This is a genomic window from Gardnerella sp. DNF01204, from assembly GCF_049244145.1.
GTDB lineage: Bacteria > Actinomycetota > Actinomycetes > Actinomycetales > Bifidobacteriaceae > Bifidobacterium > Bifidobacterium vaginale.
The window spans coordinates 1527554-1554344 of record NZ_CP058379.1; the positions used below are offsets into that span (position 1 = coordinate 1527554).

The following is a 26791-nucleotide window of genomic DNA, read 5'->3' on the forward strand; positions in this document are numbered from 1 at the left end:
TAACCTTTTCTGTTAGTTAATTATCTGTTTATTATTGCTTGATTTTTAGTTTTGATTTTTAGTTTTGACTTATCCGCGAACGGTTGCTTGCGACTTGTGTGTGCGCAAAATAGACACGCATAGCAGTGCAATAACCACGATTGCAGCTACGACTTGCGCCGAAATCGTTTCAACGTACGGATAGAATCCAAGCCAATCGTTAGTTGGCAAGCCTTGAATATAAACTCCAGCGAGCGCATCACCCTCTATAAGCGCGTGCACACCTCCACCAGCAAAAATCACCACTAAAATGCACATAAGCGCGCTGGTTCCTGTAAAGAATGGACGAATTGGTATGCGAACGGATGCAAAGCGAATCAGCAGGAAGATTACAACCAAAACAGCGGCTGCGGATACAAACCCGCCCCAGATCATGGAGTCTGCTCCACTTGATACAGCAAAAATCGCCTGGTAGAAGATTACAGTTTCTGCACCTTCGCGAAACACTGCTAAGAAGCTTAGCAGCGCTAGAGAAATCAGGCTTCCTTTAGAAACTGCTGCCGTCGTTTGGTTGCGAATATACTCGTTCCAAGCTTGCACAGAAGATCTTGAAATCATCCAATTGCTTGTGTACAGCAGCATAAGCATTGCAAACAGAGCTACAACACCTTCAGTGATTTCTTGCTGCGGACCAGAACCGTTAAACAACAATCCAAATAGCGCAGCAACAATAAGCGAAGCTATGATTCCTGCAACAAGCCCCATGTAAATATACTTAACCATGCTCTTGTGCCCAGATTTAATAAGATACGCGATTATTGCAGCCACAACCAGCAGCGCTTCCAACCCTTCGCGCAACAAGATTATAAAAGCCTGCCCAAAGGAGCTTGTTATAAATTGCATAAACGGGTTGGAGTTAGATGCCGCTCCGCCGTCTAGTTTTGCTGCATCTTCAATAAGCATTGACTTAAGATCGGTCACGAACTTTTTTGTTTGCTCAAACGTTTTGCCATTGTTCATAGCCTGCCTGCACTCTTTGAACTGGTATTCAACAGTGCTTACCCGGCTTCCGCTTATTGCGTTCATCACGTTCTTCTCAAAACCGAGCTTTTCGTAATATTGGTAGTAGGCTTCGTTTACTAAATCAACAGCTTTGGCAACTTCTTGCTTGTTTCCTTTTGCTGCTTTGTACGTTGATGCAGATTTGTCGAGTATAACGTTCATTTCTCGCGCAACTTGGCTCCAAGTTCTGCCATTTCGCCCAAGATTCTTCTTTTTTGCTGCATCGAGCTTTTTACGCTCTTTTGCGATTTGCGCGCGCAATTTGGATGCATAAACATTCGGCTTATCTAGCTGCGTGTTTGCATCGAGTTGAGAAGCGGTTTGCGCAATATCTCTTTCCAGAGTAGATGCCACTTCACTAATCTGTGCGCTTTGTTTTTGTTGATATACCAAAGTTTGCAGTTGCTGGAACTGGTCACTTTGCGACTGCACCTTATCTTGCCCAATTGTGTCTCTAACAACGGTTATGAAGTTTGATGCTACGTATACCGAATTGTATGCAGCTTGGAATCTGGTTGCAGCTCCTGCCATATTTGCACTATTGTATTCGTTTTTACCTTGTTCTATTTGGCTTGTAACTGCTGAAGAAACTTCTGACCAACTGTTATAGGTTTTGTCAGAGTCAGTTGCGTAGGCTATTGTTGGCTCTCCAACTAATCCTACTAATCCGACTACTCCCATTGCACAACTTATTAAAATGCATATTGACAACAAAAATGCCGATGCGCTCGCAACTTTTTGGCGCGCTTTTGCACACGCGTGCATAATGTCTCCATATCTCCTTTGGCTCTATCCCCCCATCGAGCGCACACAATTTTTTCTATTTTCGTTTAGTTTTAATCGTTCAAATTTTTTGGCGGCTTTTGCACGGTTTGTATTTCCGTTTTTATTCTGTTTAAAGTCGCTTCGCAAGTAACCCCATGAACATAATATCGATATATCAAGTAGATTGATATAGTTAGACGCAAAAAACACGCAAATATTACAAAAATGATATTGATAATGATAATTATCAATCTTTTTGCGAATCGTATTGAGAAAAGCCAATAAGCCCAACAAACTCATTAAACATGTTTCTCATACTTTCTACAATGCGACTTTTCTTCTCAGCGCGCGCAATCGCCGCAGCGCCATTGCTATAATCCGCAAGCTCTCGAAGCTCTTTTTCGTTAAGCTGCGCAATAAACCCTTCAATAAGCTTCTTTTTACTACGCAACTGCGGACTAGCGTCAATCTCCACCCTAATAGAAGAAAGAATATTTTTATCTCTGATTTGTGTTGGCGTTTGTTGTGCGTGGGGGGGGGGTGAGTGTTGAATGTGTTGCTTTCGGTTTTGTTTGCTACTAGGGGCATTCAAAACCGAAAGCTTTTTGTTTTTGTTCTATTTGTTTCCATACTGCGTTTTGAACGTTTTACGCGTTTCGTGTATAGCTAAAAACTTATACGCGATTTTGCAAGTCACATCTGCATTTGTTATTTCACTGCATTGTTATTTAGTACCCCTTATTATCTCATCTCTTTTTTGCCAAATTGTGTTATTGCAATCAAAAATACAAACACAGATATTGCAATTGCACATGGCAAAAATGGTATAAGATTAAATCCGTTTCCTAATCCTGTTGATGTAACTGCATGTAGAGAGCGGGAAACCATATATCCGCTGTAACAATAAGGATAAACTACCCAAAGTGGAGTATTTGCTATTAATACGCCAGGAATCACAAGAAGTATATTTAATCCAACGGATAACATTGACTTTTCAAAAAGAACAGTAATCGCCCACATGACTATTACGCTTGGAATCATAGTCAAAAACAGATCTAAACACCATTTTAGTAGATACATAATTGGGAGCGTTTCTGTAACTCCTGTGCTACTGGTTGCAAACAATCCTGCTATAACGAATACGGCAAAAAATACGACCATTTCCATAAGCAAATAAAATAGCAGTACGCAAAATTTTGCAGCAGAAATCGCGTATCTGCTAACAGGCAGTGCCAGCATTTTTAGTATTCCGTTATTGCTTGTTTCTCGTCCGGCAATCATCACACAAATAACAATCATACTAAGAGGAAGCAAATAGTATGAATAGACTAATGCGCTTTGAATAAACATAGCAGCCCATGCGTGTGTATATTCTGGAGTGAAGTATCTATGAAGGCTTGCTACACCAGATCCAACCACAATTAGTGGCGCAATAAAAATCAAAGGAATAATTTTACTACGCTTTACTTTCTTAAATTCGATTCTAAGAAGTTCAAAAAATCTCATTTTCATAATCTCCTTATTCGTAGTGCAGGTTCTTAGCTGTCCACAATCCAGAACATAAAAACAGAAGTGTTTCAACTATTGATACGATTACGACCGTAGTATTAGGTTGCGCGCTCATGGCAACTGCTGGTTTTAGCATAACGATAAAAGGCGATGCCATAAAAAGCACGATGTCTGACGAAGCCAATGCCATGCCGCTTAAAAATCCTGCTACACCAATTCCAAGCGTCACCCACATGTTTTCAAATAGTGATGATACAAAAATCATAAAGGACAATACAGGCATTGACGTAATAAATGAATATGCAGCAAAAGATATAAGAGTACTTACATTAAACGTGCCTTGTGGCAAATCTGTTACACCGATTTTTGCAAGTGCTAAATTTTGTATGCAAATAGCGATTAGTAATAGAACAGTCAGCAGAATAAATTTGCATAGGTACATAGCAGGAACACTCATAGGAAGCATATGCATCTTTTTTACTGCATTTCCCTTAAATTCCATGTTGTAGATAATGCATGCGGCGACTATTATGCCGAACATGTTTAACACCATAATCATGCCGTAAAGCTGTGTAAGAAGAATATCCATAGGAGCTAAAGGCAGGTTTAATAATGTACTTTTTCGTACAATGAAATTCACAAAAGCGTACGCTGCTCCCATAATGCCAATAGCAATCATAAGAGCTATAAAACCAGTTCTCTTGCATTTTTTTAGTTCGATTACAAGCGTTTTCATAGTCTTGCACTCTGCTTCCTGATCTTATTGTCTTCATCAATCATGGATAGGAACATATCTTCCAAATTGTCGGAAGCAAAACCAGATTGTAAAGCATGCTGTCGTAGTTCATCTAAACTACCTTCAAATAACAAGTGTCCGTGATTAAGTATTCCAATATCATCTGCAATAAGCTCAATTTCGGATAGCATATGAGAAGAAATAAGAATCGTGCAATCGTAAAGATCTGGCAACGACTTAATCAGATTTCGGATTTCATGTATGCCAGATGGATCTAGTCCATTTGTTGGCTCATCTAAAATCAAAATAGGTGGTCTACCAAGCAATGCTCCAGCAAGACCAAGCCTTTGCTTCATGCCAAGCGAATATTTTTTTGCAAGACGGTCTCCAAACTCAGAAAGACCCACTAATTCTAATGCGTCATCAACTGCACTCTTAGGCAATGCTAAAATGCGACGTATAATGTCAAGATTTTCTCTACCTGTTAGATTTGCATAGAAAGATGGCGATTCAATAAACGAGCCTATTTCTTTCAAAATAGGTATGCGGTCGGCAGGAAACTGCTTTCCGTCGATTGTAAATACGCCTTTTGTTGGAGCCGTAAGCCCTAAGAGCATTTTCATTGTTGTAGATTTTCCAGCTCCATTTGGCCCAAGAAAGCCATAAATGCTACCTTTTCGAATATGAAGTGAAACATCATTAACAGCAGTAAATGATTTATATTTTTTTGTTAAATGTTCTGTTGTAACAATATTGTTCATGGCAATATCTCCTTTCAGGATTTATGATATTGCGTCAACCTTTCTACAACATTCTCTTCACCTTACATCTACCTTACATTTTTATGCGAGGTCAAAAAATGAATATTCACATGGCATAATATATGTTAGGGGGCGCTCCATGAATCAGGATGATTATTTGTTGAACAAGCATATTCTGCTTGTTGATGACGAGCAGGAACTTTTAGATATGGTTGTATCCATATTAAACGAATACGGTTTTCATAATATAACTACTGCAAAAAGCATGAAAGATGCTGTAGAAGCAACACAAACATTACGTCCAGAATTAGCAATACTTGATGTTATGCTCCCTGACGGTAATGGATTTGAGTTAATGGAGAAGATAAAACAATATAGTGATTGTCCTGTTTTGTTTCTTACTGCTTGCGGTGAGGATGAAGATAAGTTTAAGGGATTTGACTTAGGAGCAGATGATTATATTGTAAAGCCGTTTCTTCCAAAAGAGCTAACGTTTCGCATTATGGCAATTTTAAGACGAAGCTACAAGAGCGAAAATCCCATTGTTAAACTGAAAAATAGTCAGATTGATTTTTCTTCTGCAGAAGTAATAAAAAATAACGAACATATTCCACTTACAGCCAAAGAACACGATTTGCTTTCTGCTTTATATAGAAATGCGGGACGTATCGTAACAATTGACGCGTTATGTGAAGCTGCATGGGGTGATAATCCTTTTGGATATGAAAATTCTTTAATGGCGCATATACGTCGTATCAGAGAAAAAATAGAACTCAATCCATCGCAGCCTGTTTCATTGGTAACAGTAAAAGGTTTAGGATACAAGCTGATTGTGGAGTAAAGCAGAATGAAAAGCATACCAAAACTAATACAACGCTTTATAAGTATTTTTCTACTAAGCACTGTGCTCATAGTATTAATGAATATTATTGCGTTTGTTGTACTTATAGGGAGTTACGCACCCGATAAAGAGATGTCTCCCTATAACATAGCAAAAGAGACGGGAGAAGCATTACAATTATCCGCAAGTGGGGATTATGTATTATCAAAAAATATGTCTTCCAAATTGACAAATTCTGGCGCATGGGCAATTTTGATTGATAATAATACGTTAAGAGTCGTATGGAAAACAAAAGACGTTCCTGCAACTATTCCAAACGATTATACTTTGTCTGATGTAGCTAATTTGAGCGTTGGCTACATTGATGGTTATCCAACTTACACTGGTGATAATAAGAATGGAGTTGTCGTAGTCGGATTTCCGCACAAAAGCTTTTGGAAACATACGCAACCAAGTTGGAACTACAGTTTAATCTCAAATTTTCCACAGATTGTTTTAAGCGTATTCTTCATCAACATTTTGCTTATTCTTGGAATTTATTTAATAGCTAATATAAAACTACTAAAATCAATTAATCCAATTACAAAAGGGATACAACGTTTATCTAGTGGAGAAAGCGTGCATATTCCAGAAACAGGAGCACTTTCAGAAATTTCATCTAACATAAATTCTGCTTCCGATATTTTGCAAATACAAAAAGAACAATTGAGAAAAAAGGAGACTGCAAGAGCGAATTGGATAGCTGGAGTTTCGCATGATATTCGTACTCCGTTATCTATGGTTATGGGATATGCGGGACAGTTAGAAAATTCTCTCCATATTTCGCAAGAAGATCGTAAAAAAGCGACGATGATTATTAAGCAAAGTGCAAGAATGAAGAATTTGATTAATGACCTTAATTTGGCTTCAAAACTTGAATATAATATGCAACCCATTATGAAAAAAGAAGAAAATATTGTTGCTGTTGTTAGGCAAGTTGTTGTGGATTTTATGAATATGGGTGTGCAAGATGAGTTTTCGATTAAGTGGGAAACAGATGCTAAATTGACTGTTTGCAATATTAATGTAGACAAAGATTTATTAAAACGAGCAATATCTAATCTTATTCAGAACAGCATATCTCATAATGAAAATGGGTGTACGATTTATGTATCCGTTGCTGCAAATAATAACAATTGTATTATTTGCGTTGAGGATAATGGTATAGGTGCTTCAGATGAAAAAATCGAAAAGCTTAATCATGCACCGCACTATATGATTTGCGATACAAGTACTGTAGAGCAACGGCATGGTTTGGGTCTGCTAATTGTTCAACAGATTATTAGCTCTCATAACGGAACGGTTGATATAAGCAGAAGCAAACATGGTGGACTTAAGGTTGAGTTAACAGTGCCAAGTAAAAAATTTGGGTTATAGGTCTTTTGGCCTATAACCCAAATATCCAGTACTTATTAGTTGTCTTTTTTGTACACTACCAAAAATAATTAAGCCACTATCTCTAAGATGTCGCATTAAAGAATCAACTGTTTTATAAGACATTACACACAATCTCCTTCTCTGCAATTTTTTACTTTACAGTAAAATTTATTTTACAATTTTACTATGCACATTTGAAAGTGGAAGCTGATTGCAACGCTACCGTATTGTTTGCGTCTAGCTTCGATTCTTGCAAGCAAGCTAGCTCGCATAGTCATTATTGGGCATTAGTTGGAATTATTCAGCATTACTCAGCATCACTCCGCAAAAAAGTGCGCTGGGAATGCACGCGTTTTGCGAAGCGTTTTATTAGGCAGCATTACAGCAAACTCAGCACTGGTGGTTTGCACGATTTTTTGCAAATCGTTTTCTTGCGATACAAACAACGCAGTTGCGAGCGCATCGGCGTAAGCAGTTGGAAAATCGCACGTTTTGCTAGACGCATACGCCCAGCTTGCGCATAAATCGCAAGCAGGAATACCATCAAGCGCATTAATCAAATGAGTCGCAATTAAATTAGACTCAAAGCCACTTGCATCTTTGCCTAAGTAACTTGCATCTTTTACTTTCCAACACTTTCTCGCATTAGACGACGCACACAACGCTCCGCTTGCGATTGATGCTACTGCAACTGCTTGAGTTGTGTCAAAAGGATTTTCCAGAGCAACTTTTATTTGATTATTCTCTTCGCTAAAACAAGCGCGCATATCTCCGCCAGCGTTAACCAAAAAATCAAAATTGGCACGCGAATCTCCACTAAGCTCCTCTTTGATAATCTGTGTTACAAGATCTACAAAATAACCTTTACCCGCTGCACCAAAATCAAGCTGCACTGGCTGATTCGTGTGAAGCGTTGTGCCGCCGTCATCTCGCGAAATATCTGCCCACGTAACTGGCAAAGCGCGGCGATAATTAGCCCAACTGTCACTGCTACTATTCTCATTCTTACCTGCACTAACTGCCGATTGCGGAACGAATTGCACGGAATTATCGTAGCCAAGCGCAAGCAAATCTGCACCAATACACGCGTCGAAAGCACCGTGCGTAGCAGCGTAAAACTCACTATAAAGCGTAAAAAGCGACTGCGCCCACGTTGGAAACTCAAAATCGCCGCCATCATCCGCACAAGCCATGCGCGAAACAAGCGAATCCGCGCGAAAGCGCGAAAGCACCGATTCGTACTCGTCAACAAAAGCGCGAATCCGCTTCTGCACGCGCTGCGAAATCGGCTTGCTGCTAGAGATAATAATCCCCGTTCCAAGAGCACGCTCAATCGCCATTACGTTCCTAAACATCGCTTGCTTCACTCCCAATATCAAACACTCTATCAATCATCAAAAACCATAACAATATCCCCACAAAATCCACAAAATAGCAAAATGTCGTCATAGTTTACAGAAAATCGCATTCTATACCGACATTTTTAAAAAATAGCAGCATAGCGAGTAAAAAACATTCATCTATACCGACATCGTGGGAAAAATACTGTATCAACAACTATATTAAGATTGATGGTAAAGTCAGCATAAATCACAAATCCTCACTTATATACATGCCAGATCGCAATTATCTTTAATATTTTCACATCAGCATATTGCCAACGAAAAATATTTACAAAATATATAAATATAATATTTATGTACTTTACCTTGGTAGAATTTGTCTAAAAATTAATCAACTTATTGAATTCTGTCGAATAAGAAAAATTAAAAACAATATTGACATTCGATATAGTAATTGCAAATCATTAAGACTCTTCAGGGAAAAAATCAAATATATTATCATCGCATAAACAAGACTTACTACAACAACCAACATGCTTGCAACATGCCGGTAAAGCTTTTGTATTATTGCAAAAAGATTAATATTCCGACAATGACTTTATTAGCTAAAAATACATTACAACGGTATTCATAATATAAAAATAAACTTACTTTTTGTATTTAGCACTTAATTTATTATTAAATTGTACATATAATTATCCCATATTATTCAGTCGTATATGAAAATCGAAAATTAGTCTACTAACTTATGCAGCTAAAGATGATTATCATGCGTGAATGGGAAAATGATGAAAACAGATCAATTAGGCATGACCCACAAAGATCATCAAGCTTTAGACGTTGCAAAGCTTTATTACAATGGATTATCTCAAGCTGAAGTGAGCGAAGTTTTACATGTTTCAAGGCCGAACGTGTCAAAATTATTATCTCATGCTAAAAAACGTGGATTCGTAAAAATTACAGTAGAAGATCCAAGAGAGAAAGACATACATCTTATAGAAACATTAAAAAAATATTTTCAACTTGATGAAGTTAGACTTGTCTCTCCTATAAGAGGACGCGATATAAATCTCCATAAATCATTAGGAAAAGCTGGTTCACAACTCATAGCTAGCCTTCTGAGAGATGGAGATACAATTGGAATATCTTGGTCAAGGACGATCGATTATGTTGCTTCACAAATGCCAGAGATGCATTTTAATAACATACATGTTGTTCAATTGCGCGGAGACATGTCTTTGCCTTCTATGGATCTTTCTATGATGAACGCATTAAAAGCATTCCATCTCGCTTTAAATGCCACTGTACATACAATTGCTTATCCAATTATTTTTGAATCTGTTGAAGCTAAACAGGCTGTAGAACGTCAAACTGGCATAAGGAATGTGATTTCTCATGCAGAAAAAGCAAGAATTGTCGTCTATAGTGTTGGTTCAAATGAATCTACATCGCCTCTTATGTCTTCTCCACTCATAACAAACAATGAGAAAAAAGAATTAACTGAAAATTCTGTCGGCGATATTTGTTCACATTTCGTAGATAGAAATGGTAGGGTTTGCTTACCAGATTTAAATGCTCGGACTCTTACGATTTCTTTGCCAGAACTACGGCACAAAGAGCAACGCATTTTAATAGCAGGCGGAAATGAAAAATTAGACTCCATTTATGTTGCATTGACTTATAAATATGCAAATCGATTGGTTATAGATGTACCAACTGCGCACAAACTAGCGTCGATATGTAAAAAGAGTAACAATTCTTAAAAATTGCACATATGTTCTGAAATTTTGTTCAAATACGTCTCCTGAACTACTACACTCTATGCCTAGAGAAACTGAGGTAGTTTCTCTAAAGTCAAAGGAGACAAAATGGAAGAAAAAGCTAAATACATAGATCACACATTGTTAGCTCCCGATGCAACAACAGAACAGGTCATAAAAATCTGCAACGAAGCTAAAAAGTATGGATTCTGCTCAGTATGCATAAGCCCATGCAGAGTTAAACTAGCTTCAGAGCTCCTTAAAGATAGTGACGTGAAAGTTTGCACTGTAATTGGATTCCCTTCTGGAACGCATTGTACAGAAGTCAAAAAGTTTGAAACAGAACTTGCAATCAAAGAAGGTGCAAATGAAATCGACATGGTTATTAATATAGGAGCCGCGAAAGAAGGCGACTGGGGATATGTAACCAAGGACATTGAGGCAGTTGTAGAAGGTGCAAATCGCCAAGCTATTGTTAAAGTCATCCTTGAAGTGTGTCTATTAACAGATGAAGAAATAGTAAAGGCCAGCAAATGCGCACAAGAAGCTGGCGCTGATTTTGTTAAAACTTCAACAGGCTTCTCTACTGGAGGAGCGACAGTACACGCTGTTAAACTTATGCGAAAAACTGTTGGACCAGATATGGGCGTTAAAGCTGCTGGGGGAATTCATACATCAGAAGAGATGAACGAAATGATTGAAGCTGGCGCCAACAGGATCGGAGCCTCTGCTGGAGTGAAACTTCTCTCAGGAGAAGAATCATGATTACACAGCAGTCAGATTTAGCAAATGAAGAAACATTTGCTACTAATAACACTTGGGGAATTATAAAAGATAAAACCATACAACTAAAAGATGGATATCTAAATAAAACTCCTATTTTTCAATACATGCTATTATCGATATGCTTCCCAATGTGGGGAATCGCAGCAAGTCTTAATGATGTATTAATCACTCAATTTAAGTCGGTGTTTTCACTGTCCGATTTTGCATCAGCATTTGTACAATCAGCATTCTACGGGGGGTATTTCTTAATCGCTATACCTGCGTCTAGAGTAATTCGGCATTCTAGCTACAAGGTTGGCATACTGATAGGTCTTACCGTATACATAATTGGATGCTCATTGTTCTTCCCAGCATCCACTATGGCAACATATTCTGTGTTCTTAGTGTCTTTATTTGCAATAGCAGTAGGTTTGTCATTCTTAGAGACATCATGCAACACATATTCATCGATGATTGGAGAAAAACGACTTTCCACTTTGAGATTAAACATTTCTCAAACTTTCTACCCTCTAGGGTCTATCGCTGGTATTCTGCTAGGAAAGTATTTAATCTTCACAGAAGGTGAATCTTTACATAATCAAATGGCAAAAATGAGTGTGGCAGAGAGCCAAAAGTTTGCCAGGGAAATGTTACAAAGGACTCTACATCCATATAGGGTTATCATTTTAATCCTGTTAGTAATGCTAATTATTATTGCTATAACACAATTCCCATCTTGCAAACCTACACACACTGATGAGGATGCAAAAGATAATGCATCAATAGTGGAAACACTACGCTATCTAATAAAAAATTCTAGGTTTAGAATCGGCATTCTAACACAATTCTTGTATGTAGGAATGCAGACGGCTGTTTGGTCGTTCACTATTAGACTTGCTCTCAATATAAATCATGGTTTAAATGAACGCACCGCAGCAAACTTCATGATCTTTTCATTCATTGGATTCTTCGCAGGAAAGTTTATTGCAAACTTACTTATGACGAAGATAAATCAAGATCTTGTGCTTATTGGATACTCAGCATGCGGATTTATTGCATTAGTGTATGTAATACTTGTTCCAAATATGACTGCCGTATATGCAGCAGTGTTAGTATCAGCACTATTTGGACCATGTTGGGCAACTATTTACTCGCGTACTCTGGATTCCATAGAAGACAAACGTTTCACAGAGACTGGCGGCGCGGTAATTGTTATGTCAATAATCGGTGGAGCAATTGTTCCCGCAATACAAGGACTTGTATCTGATCACACTGGCTCTATGCAAATCTCATTCATAGTTGATTTAGTCTGCTTTGCAGCGGTATTCATCTATTTCTACTTAACCTACAAAAAATCTAAAAAAGAAAGCTGAATGTCATGTCAGAATTTAATATTAATCTTTTCGAATCACAATTCACTGAATCAGTAAAAGAAATATTACACAATAATGAATGGTCTGTTACCACGAAACAATATCCTCAAGGTATTGCATCCTTGACAATACATAATTCTAGAGGATATGTTGAAGTGCTCCCATTCATGGGACAGATTATTTGGGATGCAAATTTTGATGGTAAAAGTTTGAGAATGGATAACATGTTCTCAAAACCTAAACCAGCAAACCAAATTGTTAACACATACGGGTGCTTTGCATTCCATTCTGGACTTTTAGCTGCAGGGTGCCCTTCTCCGGAAGATACGCATCCTTTACACGGTGAATTCCCATGCTCGCATATGGATAATGCAAAATTAATTGTTACCGAGACATCTATAACAATTGAATCTTCCTACGAATACTTACAGGGCTTTGGTGATCACTATGTTGCAAAACCTTCAGTAACTTTACACGAAGGTTCTTCAATGTTTGATATTCATTTAGAAGTAACCAATAAGTCGCTATATGCGTCAATGCCACTACAGTACATGTGCCACATGAACTATGCATTTGTAAAGGACGCTAAAATAACACAAAACTTTGGCAATGACACATTCAAGTTACGAACATCTATTCCTGCTCACGTAAAGCCAACTCCAAGATGGACACAACTTAATGAAGACATACTAAGTGGTAAAAAAGATGCTAATTCATTAGTAGGAGCAGAAGAATTTGATCCAGAAATTGTCTACTTTGCGGATGGAGTAAACAAAATTACGGACAATGCAATTATTGATATGGTTGCTCCAGACGGTACTACATTCGAAACACAATTCTCCACGCAAGAATTCCCTGTTGTGACCAGATGGATTCTTTACAATGCAGATCAAAAAGTTGCAGCTTTTGCTCTGCCTGGAACATCTAGGCCAGAAGGGCGCGAAGCTGCTAGGAAAGCTGGCACATTGATTCAATTAAATCCTGGCGAAACAAAGAAATTCACTGTTCATACTGGAATTAAGGAGAAGTAACAATGGAAATTGCAGTAGTTGGATCAAATATGGTTGATTTGATTTCTTACATAAACCGTATGCCAACAGATGGAGAAACAGTAGAAGCCCCAGACTTTCACATGGGTTGTGGAGGAAAAGGTGCTAATCAAGCCGTAGCAGCATCTAGAATGGGCTCAAAAGTATTGATGGTAACAAGGGTTGGTAACGATGTTTTCGCGGAAAACACAATTAACAATTTTGAGAAAAATGGTATTGACTCTAAATTCGTAATGAGAACAGACGCTACATCTGGAGTAGCCCCAATCTTTGTAGATCCACAATCGCGAAACTCAATAATTATTGTCAAAGGAGCAAACGCAAAACTTAAGCCAAATGATGTGGAAAAAGCTCGCAGTGAAATCTCAAAATGCAAACTGATAGTTCTACAGTTAGAGATTCCTCTAGAAACTGTATATGCAACAATAAGAATGGGGGCGGAATTGGGTGTACCAGTCCTACTGAATCCAGCTCCAGCAGATCCAGCTTTATCACTAGAGAATATTCGCAATTGCGAATTTATTGTGCCTAACGAAAGCGAGCTTTCTCTCCTTACTGGAATGCCTGTTGACACTAGTGAAGATATCACTAATGCAGCTAGAATGCTATTACAATCTGGCATTCCTAATGTAATTGTTACATTAGGAAGCAAAGGAGCCCTATTGGTAAATAGCGAAGGCGAAAAGATGTTTAAAGCTGATGCACAATCCGCGCAAAATGCAGTTGACACAACTGGCGCTGGCGACGCGTTCATTGGATGTTTCAGCCATACATGGGTAAAGACCCATGACATAGAAGCATCTATAAAGGCAGCCAACATATATGCTGGAGATGCTGTAACCAAACGAGGTACACAGTTATCTTATGCTACGGCAGAAGAAGTTGGATTGGAATAGTTTATTATAAACTCAATATACACTAAAATTAAGCGTATAGCATAAAAGTTGGGTTGATTATACTCTATATAGTTATCAACCCAACTTTTTGTGTTATACAATGGAAAATTGCTATTGTATCTTCCCAGACCAAAATTAGGGTTAATTGATTAATTTGCCTTCTCATACATCTAATAATCAAACAAAAAAGAATGTAAACAACAAAAATGTAGTCAAAAATAATATCAGTTTATTAATGCGTGCTCACGCAAACGCGCAATCAGTGTAGCAATGGCATACAAGCTATATAAAGCTTTTAGAACAATCCCAGACTTTTGGCTCAACCTTCAACGCGACTACGATATTCTGCGATTTGACGAATCCAGCATGGGTAACATCACGCCAATCGTTTCAGCGTAACATGATTTACGCGCTTTAATGCCAAGCAAATCTAATTTCGCAAAACAGAGCAAATCTAATTTCGCAAATTTGAAAATTTTTTAATTTTGCGAAATGAAACAAACATCGCTTGCCTCACGCAAACATTTCATTCGCTTTTTTAGAAAGCTCATACCGAAGAGGGCGTTCGCCAATAGAATCAACCATTTCAAGCTCAATCAAACCGTTAAGCGCGCTCACAATCTTTCTCTCACCAATCTTCTCATCAATTGCATTACCAACGTATTCGCTTAGTTGCTTGCGAGTCATTGGAGTTGGATTATACGAAAAAAGCTTATTTTGCAACAAAATAGACAGAGCTTCACGCTGCACTTTAGAAATTTCTTCCTCTGGGAAAAGCTCACGCAGCTTACCCATACAGTAAATAATGTGCTTTAATTGCACACTAATATTCTCAAACACTTCGCTCTGTGCTTTTTTAATATATTCCAATATTGTGCAACAAAACATAGTTAAATCATTGCAATTAAACAGTTCTTGTGATTTAGAAAAAGCAGCATAGTATCCAGATTTTTCTGCGTAAATTATGGAGCTTAAGCTCAAAACCGTTGGCATTGAAAGCTGCTCATGCAATTGCAAAGCAAGCAAAAACCGCCCAGTTCTGCCGTTTCCATCATAAAATGGATGCACGCTCTCAAAAGCATAGTGGCACATGCACGCCTTGATAAGCGTTGGAACTTCGGCACTATTCATCAAATGCAATAACTCAGTTATATGCTTTTGAATTTCCGCTTCCGTTGCATCGCCATCGTGCACTACATTATTTGCACCATCACGAATACTTACTTTTCCACTCCTAAAAATCTCACCATCTGGAATATTATTTGCTTCTAATTCGCCCTGCATAATACTGTCGTAGATTTTTCGTATATCTTGCAAGGTTTGTGGAATCGAAGTGTCACATTCACTTGAATCCGCAAGCTCGAGAAAAAGCTTAGTAAATTCACTAAAACGAGTATGCTTATTCTGCTCGTTTGCGGCATCAAGTGCTTTGGAAAGCTCTTTTCTAGTGCTGTGAACACCTTCAATAATGTTGGTATTTTGCACTTCTTTTGCTATAAGTTGCATTAAATATTCGCGTTGAGCAAACCATGGCAAATCGTTCCACGCTTTTTCAATGATTTTTTCAGCGCGCATAATATCATCTATGTACGTTACAAGATCCGTTACACACATTGCAAAAATCTCATGGCCATCAAATACGATTCCAGAACGATACGTCACAGGATTATCAATGCGCAATCGATATTCTTCTTCCGCAATATCACAAGGTTTTGCATTACTTTTAGACATCGCAACTATTTTGCGTATTGTTTTGTAATCCATAATGCGACTCCATTTACGTTATTACGTTTACATTATTGCGTTTACGCTATTGAAGATTTTGTAGTAATGTCTTGCAATGTTTTGCTTGCGATATTTTTGTTTACAAGCAAATAATGCATTTATTACAAAATGATTGCATAGCTAACGTAAGAATCTATTCTATACCTACATTTTGCCAAAATGAAGGCATAGCTAGTAAAAAACATTCATTTATACCGACATTTTGGCAAAAACGCACTATAGAAACATCGGCAGCGTCGGTAACATCAACATAACGCCACTCGTTTCGGCGCAGACAACACCAATGCTACGCACGCAAAAGTAAAGATTCGGGATTTTACGCAAACATACGCCCCCACTTTCAAAACTTAAAAAATATTAAAGTTTTGAAAGTAAAAATACGTGTTTGCTTTCAAAAGTAAAAATACTACGAGCTTGAAGATAACATTAGCGACGACGCAACGTTAGAGCGCGAACTTTCGCCACTAAAAGCAATAAAAGACTCATACACTAAAATCCTACTTGCAAACACTCGCCACGATTCTTACGACGTTGAAGGAATCCACGTAATAGACATAGAACAATGGCTAATTGACGCAAAGTGAGTAAAACATAAAAAGGGTTTGTTAGAAGTAATCTAACAAACCCTTAAAACCAGAAGGAAGAATCCCGTCCCTAGCAGGAAACAACCAACCAGCAACAAGCATCAAGCACAATCAAACAGCAACCCAAACTCCACATGGTAAGAAAAGGAAATTTTCGGCAAACCACACGAAACCCAAGCCACTATTTGAAAGCTCGTGATACGCGCGAAGCAAAACAACACGCGTATCACACGCTCAACGCAAGCCTTTTTAACTTAGTGACGCATCTTGCGAACAGCAGCACCCATACCAGCAAGCATAGAAGCAGCCAAAGCAGTCAAAGCAACACCAACACCAGCATTACCAAGCTTCTCGCCAGCCTTACCATGACCCTTAGCACCCTTAGCAGCAAGCTCACCCTTAGCAGCAGCCTTATCAGCAGTCTTCACATGAACACCAGGAACAACAGGCTTTGTTTCAGGCTTGGATGGAGTATTCTTATCATCCTTCTTAGGAGTTACTTTCTTGCTCTCAAGCTTAGCTAAAGCAGCTTCATCATCAGCAAGCTTCTTCTTAGCAGCATCAACAGCAGCCTCAGCCTTATTAGCAGCAGCCATAAGAGCATCAACTTGAGCCTGGGTAACTGCGTTTGCCTCAACTACTACGCTCAACTTACCATCATTGCCAAGAACAAGAACATGAGTTGCTTGGCTTGAATCTGCAGGAACAACACCATCAACAGTAACTGTTGCTGTATTAGTGTTAGCATTAGCGTAAGCAGAGCTCACCTTATCATTCCAGTCCTCAGCAGCTTTGATTTCCTGCTTATCCTGCTCGATAGTAGCCTTAAGAACAGAAGCATCAGTACCATCAGAAACCTCAGCAAAACCATTATTCTGGTTATACATTGGTATTAGAGACTCAGCCATTGCTGGGGTTGCCATTGCGAAGCCGGCAAGCAAAGTAGCGCCAGCAGCGAAAGCGGCGATAGCCTTCTTATTCATCATTTTAATTTCCTTTCTTCTTCTCCTCTGCGTTAGGGGCGCAGAGAAAAATTTGCTCCACAATCCACAACACGTGAATAGTGGTTTAAACACCAGCCAAAACTAGGAGCAGCCAGCGTTTGCTTATTAACATACCCCCCCCCCGTTTAAAAAAGTCAAGAGGCACCCACATAAAACAAACAGAAAAAAATAATGTTACACACAAACTAATCCACAATAAAAACTATTTTCACCATAATATTTGTGGATTAACACTAATAAAACCGTAAAAACACATTGTTTCAAGGTTTTTAAAGAATTTTCCCAGACTTTTCTCAGGAAACTACTCAAGCAAGAACACTAACACTATAAAACCATTGAAAAATCAACATTCCACACACATCACACACGCAACACGCCGACACCACGCAGCGCCACACCAACGTCAAACCAACACCACACGAAATGCCACGCTACAATACAATCGCTCACAACTAGATTCCCGCATTTGTTCCCTTTTTAGCAAAATAGAAACAAACGCGGGCAAAAAGAAACAAAAAGCAGGAGCCGCGATAAATAATCGCAAACTCCTGCTTATCTAGCGTACCTTATTACAAAAGTCAGCCTTAGATTAACTTAGATCACATTAAATCACCTTAGCGTTAGGCAACACATTGCCGTCCTTATCAACGTTACAACTGTGCTCAACAGCAATAGTAATATTGTCTGAGTCAACAGAAAAGAATCCGTCAGTCACCTTAAAAACATGACGAACGCCATTCAAATCGTCAACCTTTACAAATCCGTGATCAATCAACGCAAGCACAGCCTCATGCCCAGGAAGAACACCCATTGCGCCATTCACAGAAGGAATAACCACAAACTTGGCATCGCCTTCCCAAACAGGATGCCTGGCTGCAACCACACTAACGTGCAGCGTTTTCACTTGCTTTTCTGCCATAATCACGCACCAAACTCTTGCTTCATATCGTGCCAACGACGCTCAAGATCATCGATGCCACCAATGCCAGAGAACGCCTGCTCAGGAATCTCATCGTAAGTACCATTGCAAATTCGCGTAAACGCCTCAATGGTCTCATCAGCTGGAACATAAGAACCTGGACGACCAGTGAACTTTTCAGCCACATAGAAGTTCTGACCAAGGAACTGCTCAATCTTACGAGCACGGCTCACAGTGGTCTTATCTTCCTCACCAAGCTCATCAATACCAATCAAAGCGATGATGTCCTGAAGCTCCTTATTACGCTGCAAAATAGCCTTCACACGATTAGCGCAATCGTAATGAGCCTGACCAACATAACGCGGATCAAGAATTCGCGAAGTAGAAGTCAAAGGATCCACAGCTGGGTAAATACCCTTAGCCGCAATATCACGCGAAAGCTCAGTAGTAGCGTCCAAGTGCGTAAAGGTTGTTGCAGGTGCAGGATCGGTGTAATCATCTGCAGGCACGTAAATAGCCTGAAGCGACGTAATAGAATGACCGCGCGTAGAAGTAATGCGCTCCTGCAACGCACCCATTTCATCCGCCAAGTTTGGCTGATAACCAACTGCAGAAGGCATACGACCAAGCAACGTGGAAACCTCAGAACCTGCCTGAGTAAAGCGGAAGATGTTGTCGATAAACAGCAACACATCCTGATTCTGAACATCACGGAAATACTCAGCCATAGTCAAAGCAGTAAGAGGCACACGAAGACGAGTCCCAGGAGGCTCATCCATCTGACCAAAGACAAGCGCTGTTTTCTCCAAAACGCCAGCCTCAGCCATTTCGCCAATCAAATCGTTACCCTCACGAGTACGTTCGCCAACACCGGCAAACACAGACACACCACCGTGATTCTGTGCAACGCGCTGAATCATCTCCTGAATCAACACAGTTTTACCAACGCCTGCACCACCGAACAGACCAATCTTTCCGCCCTGAACGTAAGGCGTAAGCAAATCGATAACCTTAATGCCTGTTTCAAACATTTGAGTCTTAGACTCAAGCTGATCGAAAGCAGGTGGGTTGCGGTGGATTGGCCAGCGCTCGGTCACCTCAATGTCTTCGCCTGGTTTAGCGTTTAAAATGTTACCAGTTACGTCAAAAACGTGACCTTTTGTAACATCTCCAACAGGCACAGAAATTGGGCCACCAGTATCTCGCACTAAAGCACCACGAACCAAACCGTCCGTAGGCTTAAGCGCCACTGCTCGCACAGTTGAATCACCAAGGTGCTGCTCAACTTCCAATGTAATCTCGTGGACGGTATCTCCCTCCGTGTTTCCAACGGTGTTGATATCAACCTTGAGAGCATTATAAATATCTGGAAGATAGCCAACTGGGAACTCAACGTCAATCACGGAACCCTGAACACGGGTTACGCGGCCGGCCGTTGGGTCGCTTTCCTTTGCATCTTCTGGAGGTGCTGTGGTCTGATCTTCAGCCATATGCTCCTATTCCTCCTCATTATTCAGCGCGTCAGCGCTGCCGATAATCTCGGTAAGTTCTTGTGTGATGGAAGCCTGGCGAGAAGCATTAAGCTTTCTTGTCAAATCCTCCACCAAATTGCGGGCGTTATCTGTAGCCGTATGCATAGCATTCTGTCGACTAGCTGTTTCGGAAGCAGCAGAAGTAAGCAAGCATTCGTGTATACGCGATTGAATATACTTTGGCAAAACCGAATCCAACACTTCGCTTGGACTTGGCTCAAAGCAATATTCCACAGCGTCCGGATTACTGCGGCTAACCGCTTCTTCTCGAGCCGAAACTGCACCCGTAGACGAAAGCGAAGCCGAAGGACCAGAAGCTGCCTCGTAATCTGGACGATGCATGGCAAATTCTTCGCCGTCCTTTAAAGGAACCAGCTCAACTGGAAGCATGCGCAGCGTACGAACCTTCTGCCTCACCATGTTTATAAACTCGGTGAATACAATGTAAAGCTCCGAAACTCCTCCATCTTCTTCTGGAGTCATATACGCATCCATTAAAGTATCGGAAATTCGCTCCGCAATAGTCACATCAGGATGATCAGTAGACCCTTCCCAAGTGCCTGCAACATCGCGATTACGATACTTGTAATAGGTTGCGCCACGGCGACCATACACGTACAGCTCAGCGTGCTTTCCTTCCGCATCCAACTTTGCGAGCAACGCCTCGGTTTCTCGAATAATCGATGATGTAAACGCGCCAGCCATGCCACGGTCGGAAGTCAACGCCAACACGGCTACGCGATTACCCGAACGCTCTTTACCAAAAATAGGATGCTTAATATTCGCTTCATGATGAGCTACCAACGCCTGCACGGCATCGAAAATTGCGTCGCTATAAGGCTTAGCATTTAGAGCGATATCACGCGCTTTTGCTATATGAGAAGACGCAATCATTTCCTGAGCCTTAAAGATTTTACCTAAAGACTGTGTGGAAATAATTCTCGATTTCAATGCAAGTTGGGAGGACATACGCTACTTCCCCTCAGATTCACGATTATCCGACTTCGGCTTTGCAACAAGCTGCTCTTTTTCAACTGGAGCAGGGTTTTCAGCTGGAGGCAGAGAATCCTTAACAATCAAAGGCTTACCTGCAGAAGTCTTAAACATCCTACGGAAGTCGTCAATTGCAGCATCAAGCTCCGATTCTGTTTCTTTGGTGAAATCTTCAGTATCGCGAATCACTTGCAAAATGTCGGTTCCCTTATCGAGATAATCCAATAATTCGCTTTCAAAACGCAAAACATCTTTTACAGGAATGTCATCTAACTTTCCGTGTGTACCAGCCCACACAGAAACAACCTCTTGCTCCATGGAACGAGGCGAGAACTGCTTCTGCTTAAGCAACTCGGTTAAACGAGCGCCACGAGTGAGCTGTGCTTGGGAAGCTGCATCCAAATCGGAAGCGAACATTGCAAAGGATTCCAAAGACTTGTAACGAGCCAGCGAAATCTTAAGCATGCCAGAGACCTTCTTCAAAGCCTTGGCCTGAGCTGCGCCACCAACACGAGACACGGAAATACCAACATCGACTGCTGGACGCTGACCTGCGTTGAACAAATCGGACTGCAAGAAGATCTGACCATCGGTAATAGAAATCACGTTGGTTGGAATGTATGCAGAAACGTCGTTTGCTTTAGTTTCAATAATTGGCAAGCCAGTCATTGAGCCGCCGCCCATATCGTCGGAAAGCTTTGCGCATCTTTCTAGAAGACGAGAGTGAAGATAGAACACATCACCTGGATATGCTTCACGCCCAGGTGGGCGACGAAGAAGCAAAGAAATCGAACGATATGCTTCTGCTTGCTTAGACAAGTCGTCGAAAACAATCAAAACGTGCTTGCCGTTGTACATCCAATGCTGACCGATTGCAGAACCAGTATAAGGTGCAATGTACTTAAAACCTGCAGAATCCGAAGCTGGGCTTGCAACGATTGTTGTGTACTTCATAGCGCCTGCTTCTTCGAGGCTTTGACGTACAGCAGCGATTGTTGAACCCTTTTGTCCGATTGCTACGTAAATGCAACGGACTTGCTTCTTTGGATCTCCACTTTCCCAGTTTGTGCGCTGGTTAATAATCGTATCGATTGCGATTGCTGTTTTACCAGTTTGACGATCGCCAATAATCAACTGACGCTGACCGCGGCCAATTGGCGTCATTGCGTCAATTGCCTTTAAACCAGTAGACAAAGGCTCGTCCACAGGGTGACGATGGATCACGTCTGGAGCCTGGGCTTCAAGAATACGACGCTCCTTGCATTCAATCGCACCAAGACCATCAATTGGATTACCCAATGGGTCTACTGTACGACCAAGATAGGCGTCTCCCACTGGCACCGATAACACTTCGCCAGTGCGGTAAACTTCCTGCCCTTCTTCAATGCCCGTAAAATCGCCTAGAATAACCACGCCGATTTCGTGAGCATCAAGGTTAAACGCTAAGCCAAGGGTGTCGTTTTCGAAGGTGAGCAGCTCGTTTGCCATGCAGCCAGATAATCCAGCTACGTGCGCAATGCCGTCACCAGCCGTAACAACATAACCAACTTCTTGTGTTGGCATGTCTGTCGGCTTATACGAGTCAACGAACCCGTCAAGTGCCTTGCGTATAAGGGCGGGATCAATAGATAGTTCCGCCATAATTCTCCTTATTTAACTTATTTCACTGCCTGTGTCCAAGCACCATTTCGCGCAGAACGCTGCAACTGCTTAAGCTGCATCAACATTGTGCGGTCTGTTACTTGATCGCCTATACGTATTCGCATACCACCAAGCACGTTTGGATCCACAATTGGGTTTATGTAGGCACGATGACCCAACTTGTTGCTGTAAATCTCAATCAAACGCTTGATTTGCTTATCCGTAAGAGGCTGAGCGGTTGTAACCGTAACCAAAGTTTCGCCTGCTTCGCGCTCAAAACCAGACCATGCGCCTCCAAAGCTGCCCGTCTTGCCACTTTCTGCACCGCCATGCCAAGTACCTACAAGATAGTGCATAATGCGCAATACAACAGGATGCGCTTTACCTCCAATAAGCTCGTCAATCAGTCGTGACTTATCTTCCGAAGACCTATTTGGATCGGTAATAGCGTCAGAAAGCTCTGGGTACTTTTCTAGCGTATCCATCATTGTTGAAAGCTCATCAGATATGCGCTGAGCTTCGTCATGAGCATCTGAAATGGCTTGCGCAAGCGAAGAACGCGATAAGTTTTCGCTTACTCGCGATGCCTTTTCTGGCATTCTTACCTCCTAATTCATGCAAAACTTAAGTAGCAATTAAGTAATACTAAAAAATCGTTTTAGCTACTCTTTTAACTACCTGTTTTGACCCGAACTCTTAACGTCTCCCACTTCATCAATAACATGATCAATGATTTTAGAGCCTACAGTATCGTCATCTAGCTTAGACGCAAGAATCTTTCCAGCTAATGCTGCAGCGAGTACCGATACTTCTCCTTGGAGGCTGGACATGGCATGCTTATGCTGAGCCTCAATGGAATACTGAGCTTCACTAATAATCTTCGCAGCATCTTTTTCCGCACGCTGTCTTGCTTCATCAACAATTTTGGAAGCTTGTGCACGAGCCTGTTCGCGAGTCTTTGCAGCATCTGCTTGAGCTTGGGCAAGTTCTTCTTCCATCTGGCTTTTTAACTCATCAGCTTCACGCTGCACGTTTGCTGCTTTAGACATTCCGCCTTCGATTTTCTCTGCACGCTCATCAAGAATTGCCTGGAATTTAGGCATAACGAACTTGTAGAAAAACGCTGCAAGAACAACTAAAATAACCAGCGACCATATAACGTCGTAAGGCTCCGGCAAGAACAACGCCAGTTTATTAGTTTCGGCTGCATATGCCATGGCTTGTCCTTTCTATTCTTTCAACACTTGTATGCGTTGGAACGAGTTGTTTCGTTCGGTTCAGCTTCCCATAATGTATGCAACGAATCCGAGCAAGCCCAGAACCTCGATGAATGCCAAGCCAATAAACATGAACAACTGAATACGGTTGCCGACTTCTGGCTGGCGTGCAGTGGATTCCATAGCCTTGGATACAACCATTGCCATTCCGATAGCAGGAGAAAGAGTAGCAACGGCAAAGCCGAGAATGCTAAGGTTGCCCGTCAATCCTGCGAGAGCGATGATACTATTCATTGGTTTCCTTTCTTTAGGAACAGTAACCAGTTATAAACCCTAAGATTATCAAACCTGACTTATTTGTTTGCTTTAATTAGTTTTACCTATTTACGCAATAGCAACAGCAGATTTTTCTTCTTTCTCAGGGTAACTTTCCGAAATATATACAGATGCAAGAACGGTAAAAATAAACGCCTGCAAGCCTGCGACTATTATTTCGAACACTGTAAACAGAATGCCACCAAGCAGCCATAATGCACCGCCTAAGGCAAGGAGTTTATTGCTGGAATCCACCACAAAGAAGTTGGTGAATACTAGGCAAGTGGCCACCAGCAAATGGCCAGCAATCATATTCGCAAACAAACGTATTGTAAGCGAAAGTGGTCGCACAATCAACAATTCCAGCAGCTGCAACGGCGTAAGAATAAAGTAAATCGGCCATGGCACGCCTGCTGGGAACAAGGATTCGCGGAAGAACGTTAAGAATCCTTTTTCTCTAATTCCAGTGATTAAGTATTGGCATACAACCCAAAGAGCAAACACTAATGGCCCTGTAATAGTTGCTGTTGCAGCCATATTTAAGCCTGGAATAACTGAGCAAAGATTAAAGAAGAATATTGTTATAAAAAGAGTTGTTATCATTGGCACATAACGCTTGCCGCGCTCTTCGCCAATCATTTCGTACACAATATTGAATCGCACAAAGTCCATTAGAATTTCTAGTACGCTTTGGAATCTTCCTGGAACCACTTTTGCGCGGGCTGCGCCAATGCCAAAAATAATCATAACGATTACGGCCATAATAAGACGCACCATAACAATTCGATTCATTGCAAAAGGTGTGCCTTGGAATAAAATCTCTGGCGGCAAAAAGTCATTAATGCTTGGCATCTCTGGCTTTGCTGAAGCTAGCAGCGCCGCAACATTTATATGCGCAGCTTTCGCTAAAACTTCGATAGCTCCACTCATTCGTGCCTCCTTGTAGGACTCTTTTACAATACAGCTGCGTTAAATATAAAGTTATTCACAAGCTAGTTTGTAAAACCGTAAATCCTGTAAATTCATTCGTTGATATATGCGCGAAACGAAAATATATCTCTAAAAAGCTGATTCTACTCTTAGTTTGTACATTTGAGTTATATTTGAGTTATATTGCTGATTATTAACGAGTGTTGCGATTATAGCAAACATGCAAATTCTTAATAACTCGCTTTAGTCACTTGTTTATTATACTCCACATTTGTTTAGAATTAAACTATTTACGCGAGAAATTTACGAGAGAAACACGCCGAGAACTTGACAAATCACAATTTGCACCTATCGTAGATAGAGCTGCTAAAAGTAGCCGACGCGGGGTGGAGCAGCTCGGTAGCTCGCTGGGCTCATAACCCAGAGGTCCATGGTTCAAATCCATGCCCCGCTACTAGAAAGCCAAGAGTCGCATATTTCTCACGAATGCGAATCTTGGCTTTTCTTTTAATCTTTTTAGTTGGCGCAGTCTTTTGCGTGGTATATCAGTACAGGAGAACTGCTAAGCGACGACGCGCACGATTCAAACGCTCATCTCCAGCTGGGAGCATCGCAAAATACTCAAGCATACGTTCTTTGATCACATCTGCACTATCACGATGACCAGCAAGAAAATCAAGAAGTCTACTAAAAGCATCTTCAATATGACCATCAATCATATCTACATCTGCTACAGCAAGCTGAGCTGAAGCATCACTAGGATTATCGCCAGCAGCCTTACGAACTGCATCAACATTTGTATTAGTATTCCTGCCAAGAAGCAATGCTTTAGCGCATTCGCGAGATGCCAAAGAATCATTCGGGTTAGCCTGCAATACTTTTTCATACTCACTTGCAGCTAAAGCATAATCGCCATTCATAGCCGCCTCATGAGCAATTTTATGTTCTGGCGGAACGTCAGAAGAGTCGCCAGCAACCGCAGAATCATCACCTACACCAACAACTGGCGTATCCTTAGAATCACCTGCAGAATCACCTGAATCAACATAAGGAGCCATCCCAGCTACACCAGATTTTTCCGCAACTTTAACCAACTGAGGCAGAATATCATTACAAATCTGCTGCAACTCATCTGCACTAGGCAATCCCTGACAAATAGGCATTGGCCTGCCTCCAACCAATCCATATACAGCTGGAAGCTGCTGTGCACGTAAAGCTTGAGCAATTGATGGGCTTTCATCCGCATTAATACGAGCAAGCTGCATTCTGCCATCTAACGCAGTAATAGAATCCGCAAGTTTTTGTGCTAAATCGTAAGAAGTTTCATCGCTTTTTTGCCATACAAGCAAAATAATTGGAAAACTTACAGAGGTCTGAACCATCGCCTGAAAAGTTTGTTCATTAACATCAATCACATACCCACCAGCAGACGGCATCTTAGACTGAGGTTTTCCTGACTTTTCAGCCGCTTCTCGTTTTGCAAGAGCTTCTGCTTTGCGCTTTACACCTTCCAAGTCCACTGCTCCAGCCAGAGAGAATCCGCCTGGGTTCATACCCATCGATTGTGAATCAACCATAATTTCCTCTTTTGCTTATACTGCTTACATTTCTTATAT

The 26791-nt window shown here is 40.8% G+C and carries 25 protein-coding genes, 1 tRNA gene and 1 pseudogene; 10 read left to right on the forward strand and 17 right to left on the reverse strand.

Annotated elements, in window-relative coordinates:
- Nucleotides 1-69: 69 nt before the first annotated feature.
- The 5 genes from HXT46_RS06110 to HXT46_RS06130 form a co-directional block, all read right to left on the reverse strand.
- Complete coding sequence (locus HXT46_RS06110) at nt 70-1806, reverse strand: FTR1 family iron permease (RefSeq protein WP_103013288.1); 1737 nt, start codon at nt 1804-1806, stop codon at nt 70-72.
- A gap of 247 nt (nt 1807-2053) precedes the next feature.
- Nucleotides 2054-2398, reverse strand: a complete 345-nt coding sequence (locus HXT46_RS06115) for a hypothetical protein (RefSeq protein WP_259342859.1) — start codon at nt 2396-2398, stop codon at nt 2054-2056.
- Between the two features lie 149 nt (nt 2399-2547).
- Nucleotides 2548-3312, reverse strand: coding sequence for an ABC transporter permease (locus tag HXT46_RS06120; protein ID WP_004114222.1), 765 nt, complete (start codon nt 3310-3312; stop codon nt 2548-2550).
- 13 nt (nt 3313-3325) lie between these two features.
- Entirely contained in the window at nt 3326-4051 is a 726-nt protein-coding gene (locus HXT46_RS06125; RefSeq protein WP_004138748.1) for an ABC transporter permease, read from the reverse strand.
- The gene (locus tag HXT46_RS06130) at nt 4048-4812 is read right to left on the reverse strand and encodes an ABC transporter ATP-binding protein (protein WP_174160443.1); all 765 of its coding nucleotides are present in this window, start codon (nt 4810-4812) and stop codon (nt 4048-4050) included. The genes HXT46_RS06125 and HXT46_RS06130 overlap by 4 nt, the downstream gene beginning before the upstream one ends.
- Before the next feature lie 139 nt (nt 4813-4951).
- Here HXT46_RS06130 and HXT46_RS06135 point away from each other — a divergent pair, with 139 nt between their 5' ends.
- Nucleotides 4952-5653: a response regulator transcription factor gene (locus HXT46_RS06135; protein WP_004573677.1), complete on the forward strand. Its 702-nt coding sequence runs from the start codon at nt 4952-4954 to the stop codon at nt 5651-5653.
- A gap of 6 nt (nt 5654-5659) precedes the next feature.
- Nucleotides 5660-7069 carry a sensor histidine kinase gene (locus HXT46_RS06140; protein WP_032840656.1) on the forward strand — a complete coding sequence of 470 codons (1410 nt, stop codon included), beginning with the start codon at nt 5660-5662 and terminating at the stop codon, nt 7067-7069.
- Between the two features lie 317 nt (nt 7070-7386).
- Here HXT46_RS06140 and HXT46_RS06145 read toward each other — a convergent pair whose 3' ends face one another.
- Nucleotides 7387-8424, reverse strand: coding sequence for an FAD:protein FMN transferase (locus HXT46_RS06145; RefSeq protein ID WP_410309059.1), 1038 nt, complete (start codon nt 8422-8424; stop codon nt 7387-7389).
- 773 nt (nt 8425-9197) lie between these two features.
- Here HXT46_RS06145 and HXT46_RS06150 point away from each other — a divergent pair.
- From HXT46_RS06150 to HXT46_RS06175, 6 genes are all read left to right on the forward strand, one after another.
- On the forward strand, nt 9198-10175 hold the full coding sequence (locus HXT46_RS06150) for a sugar-binding transcriptional regulator (protein WP_004138670.1): 978 nt from the start codon (nt 9198-9200) through the stop codon (nt 10173-10175).
- 105 nt (nt 10176-10280) lie between these two features.
- Nucleotides 10281-10937, forward strand: coding sequence for a deoxyribose-phosphate aldolase (deoC, locus tag HXT46_RS06155; protein WP_004138569.1), 657 nt, complete (start codon nt 10281-10283; stop codon nt 10935-10937).
- Nucleotides 10934-12310 carry an L-fucose:H+ symporter permease gene (gene fucP / locus HXT46_RS06160; protein WP_004116227.1) on the forward strand — a complete coding sequence of 459 codons (1377 nt, stop codon included), beginning with the start codon at nt 10934-10936 and terminating at the stop codon, nt 12308-12310. Before deoC ends, fucP begins: the two co-directional genes overlap by 4 nt.
- 5 nt (nt 12311-12315) lie before the next feature.
- Nucleotides 12316-13341: an aldose 1-epimerase family protein gene (locus tag HXT46_RS06165; RefSeq protein WP_004116228.1), complete on the forward strand. Its 1026-nt coding sequence runs from the start codon at nt 12316-12318 to the stop codon at nt 13339-13341.
- 2 nt (nt 13342-13343) lie between these two features.
- The gene (rbsK, locus tag HXT46_RS06170; RefSeq protein WP_004138744.1) at nt 13344-14255 is read left to right on the forward strand and encodes a ribokinase; all 912 of its coding nucleotides are present in this window, start codon (nt 13344-13346) and stop codon (nt 14253-14255) included.
- Nucleotides 14256-14525: 270 nt separating this feature from the next.
- Complete coding sequence (locus HXT46_RS06175; RefSeq protein ID WP_004138655.1) at nt 14526-14654, forward strand: hypothetical protein; 129 nt, start codon at nt 14526-14528, stop codon at nt 14652-14654.
- 114 nt (nt 14655-14768) lie between these two features.
- On the opposite strand, the gene HXT46_RS06180 is transcribed toward HXT46_RS06175, so the two are convergent.
- Nucleotides 14769-16019, reverse strand: a complete 1251-nt coding sequence (locus HXT46_RS06180) for a Fic family protein (RefSeq protein ID WP_004138600.1) — start codon at nt 16017-16019, stop codon at nt 14769-14771.
- Nucleotides 16020-16444: 425 nt separating this feature from the next.
- On the opposite strand from HXT46_RS06180, the pseudogene HXT46_RS06185 reads away from it, so the two are divergent.
- Nucleotides 16445-16624 (forward strand): annotated as a pseudogene (locus HXT46_RS06185) (ATPase); the annotation flags it as partial.
- Nucleotides 16625-16878: 254 nt separating this feature from the next.
- Here HXT46_RS06185 and HXT46_RS06190 read toward each other — a convergent pair.
- The 9 genes from HXT46_RS06190 to atpB all read right to left on the reverse strand — a co-directional run bounded on the left by HXT46_RS06190 (nt 16879) and on the right by atpB (nt 25175).
- On the reverse strand, nt 16879-17610 hold the full coding sequence (locus HXT46_RS06190; protein WP_421785929.1) for a hypothetical protein: 732 nt from the start codon (nt 17608-17610) through the stop codon (nt 16879-16881).
- 622 nt (nt 17611-18232) lie between these two features.
- Nucleotides 18233-18547, reverse strand: coding sequence for a F0F1 ATP synthase subunit epsilon (locus HXT46_RS06195; RefSeq protein ID WP_004114210.1), 315 nt, complete (start codon nt 18545-18547; stop codon nt 18233-18235).
- A gap of 2 nt (nt 18548-18549) precedes the next feature.
- Complete coding sequence (gene atpD, locus HXT46_RS06200; protein ID WP_004574827.1) at nt 18550-20037, reverse strand: F0F1 ATP synthase subunit beta; 1488 nt, start codon at nt 20035-20037, stop codon at nt 18550-18552.
- A gap of 6 nt (nt 20038-20043) precedes the next feature.
- Entirely contained in the window at nt 20044-21048 is a 1005-nt protein-coding gene (locus HXT46_RS06205; RefSeq protein WP_004116288.1) for a F0F1 ATP synthase subunit gamma, read from the reverse strand.
- Nucleotides 21049-21051: 3 nt separating this feature from the next.
- Nucleotides 21052-22713, reverse strand: a complete 1662-nt coding sequence (gene atpA / locus HXT46_RS06210; protein WP_421785931.1) for a F0F1 ATP synthase subunit alpha — start codon at nt 22711-22713, stop codon at nt 21052-21054.
- 17 nt (nt 22714-22730) lie between these two features.
- Entirely contained in the window at nt 22731-23312 is a 582-nt protein-coding gene (locus HXT46_RS06215; RefSeq protein WP_004114200.1) for a F0F1 ATP synthase subunit delta, read from the reverse strand.
- 75 nt (nt 23313-23387) lie between these two features.
- Nucleotides 23388-23930 (reverse strand): F0F1 ATP synthase subunit B, encoded by a 543-nt coding sequence (locus tag HXT46_RS06220; protein ID WP_004116293.1) that lies wholly within the window; start codon nt 23928-23930, stop codon nt 23388-23390.
- A gap of 60 nt (nt 23931-23990) precedes the next feature.
- On the reverse strand, nt 23991-24224 hold the full coding sequence (atpE, locus tag HXT46_RS06225) for an ATP synthase F0 subunit C (RefSeq protein ID WP_004105752.1): 234 nt from the start codon (nt 24222-24224) through the stop codon (nt 23991-23993).
- A gap of 90 nt (nt 24225-24314) precedes the next feature.
- Nucleotides 24315-25175: a F0F1 ATP synthase subunit A gene (atpB, locus tag HXT46_RS06230; RefSeq protein ID WP_004116298.1), complete on the reverse strand. Its 861-nt coding sequence runs from the start codon at nt 25173-25175 to the stop codon at nt 24315-24317.
- 380 nt (nt 25176-25555) lie between these two features.
- Here atpB and HXT46_RS06235 point away from each other — a divergent pair.
- Nucleotides 25556-25629: transfer RNA gene (locus HXT46_RS06235), tRNA-Met, on the forward strand.
- Between the two features lie 91 nt (nt 25630-25720).
- On the opposite strand, the gene HXT46_RS06240 is transcribed toward HXT46_RS06235, so the two are convergent.
- Nucleotides 25721-26752 (reverse strand): tetratricopeptide repeat protein, encoded by a 1032-nt coding sequence (locus HXT46_RS06240; protein WP_004574837.1) that lies wholly within the window; start codon nt 26750-26752, stop codon nt 25721-25723.
- Nucleotides 26753-26791: the final 39 nt, after the last annotated feature.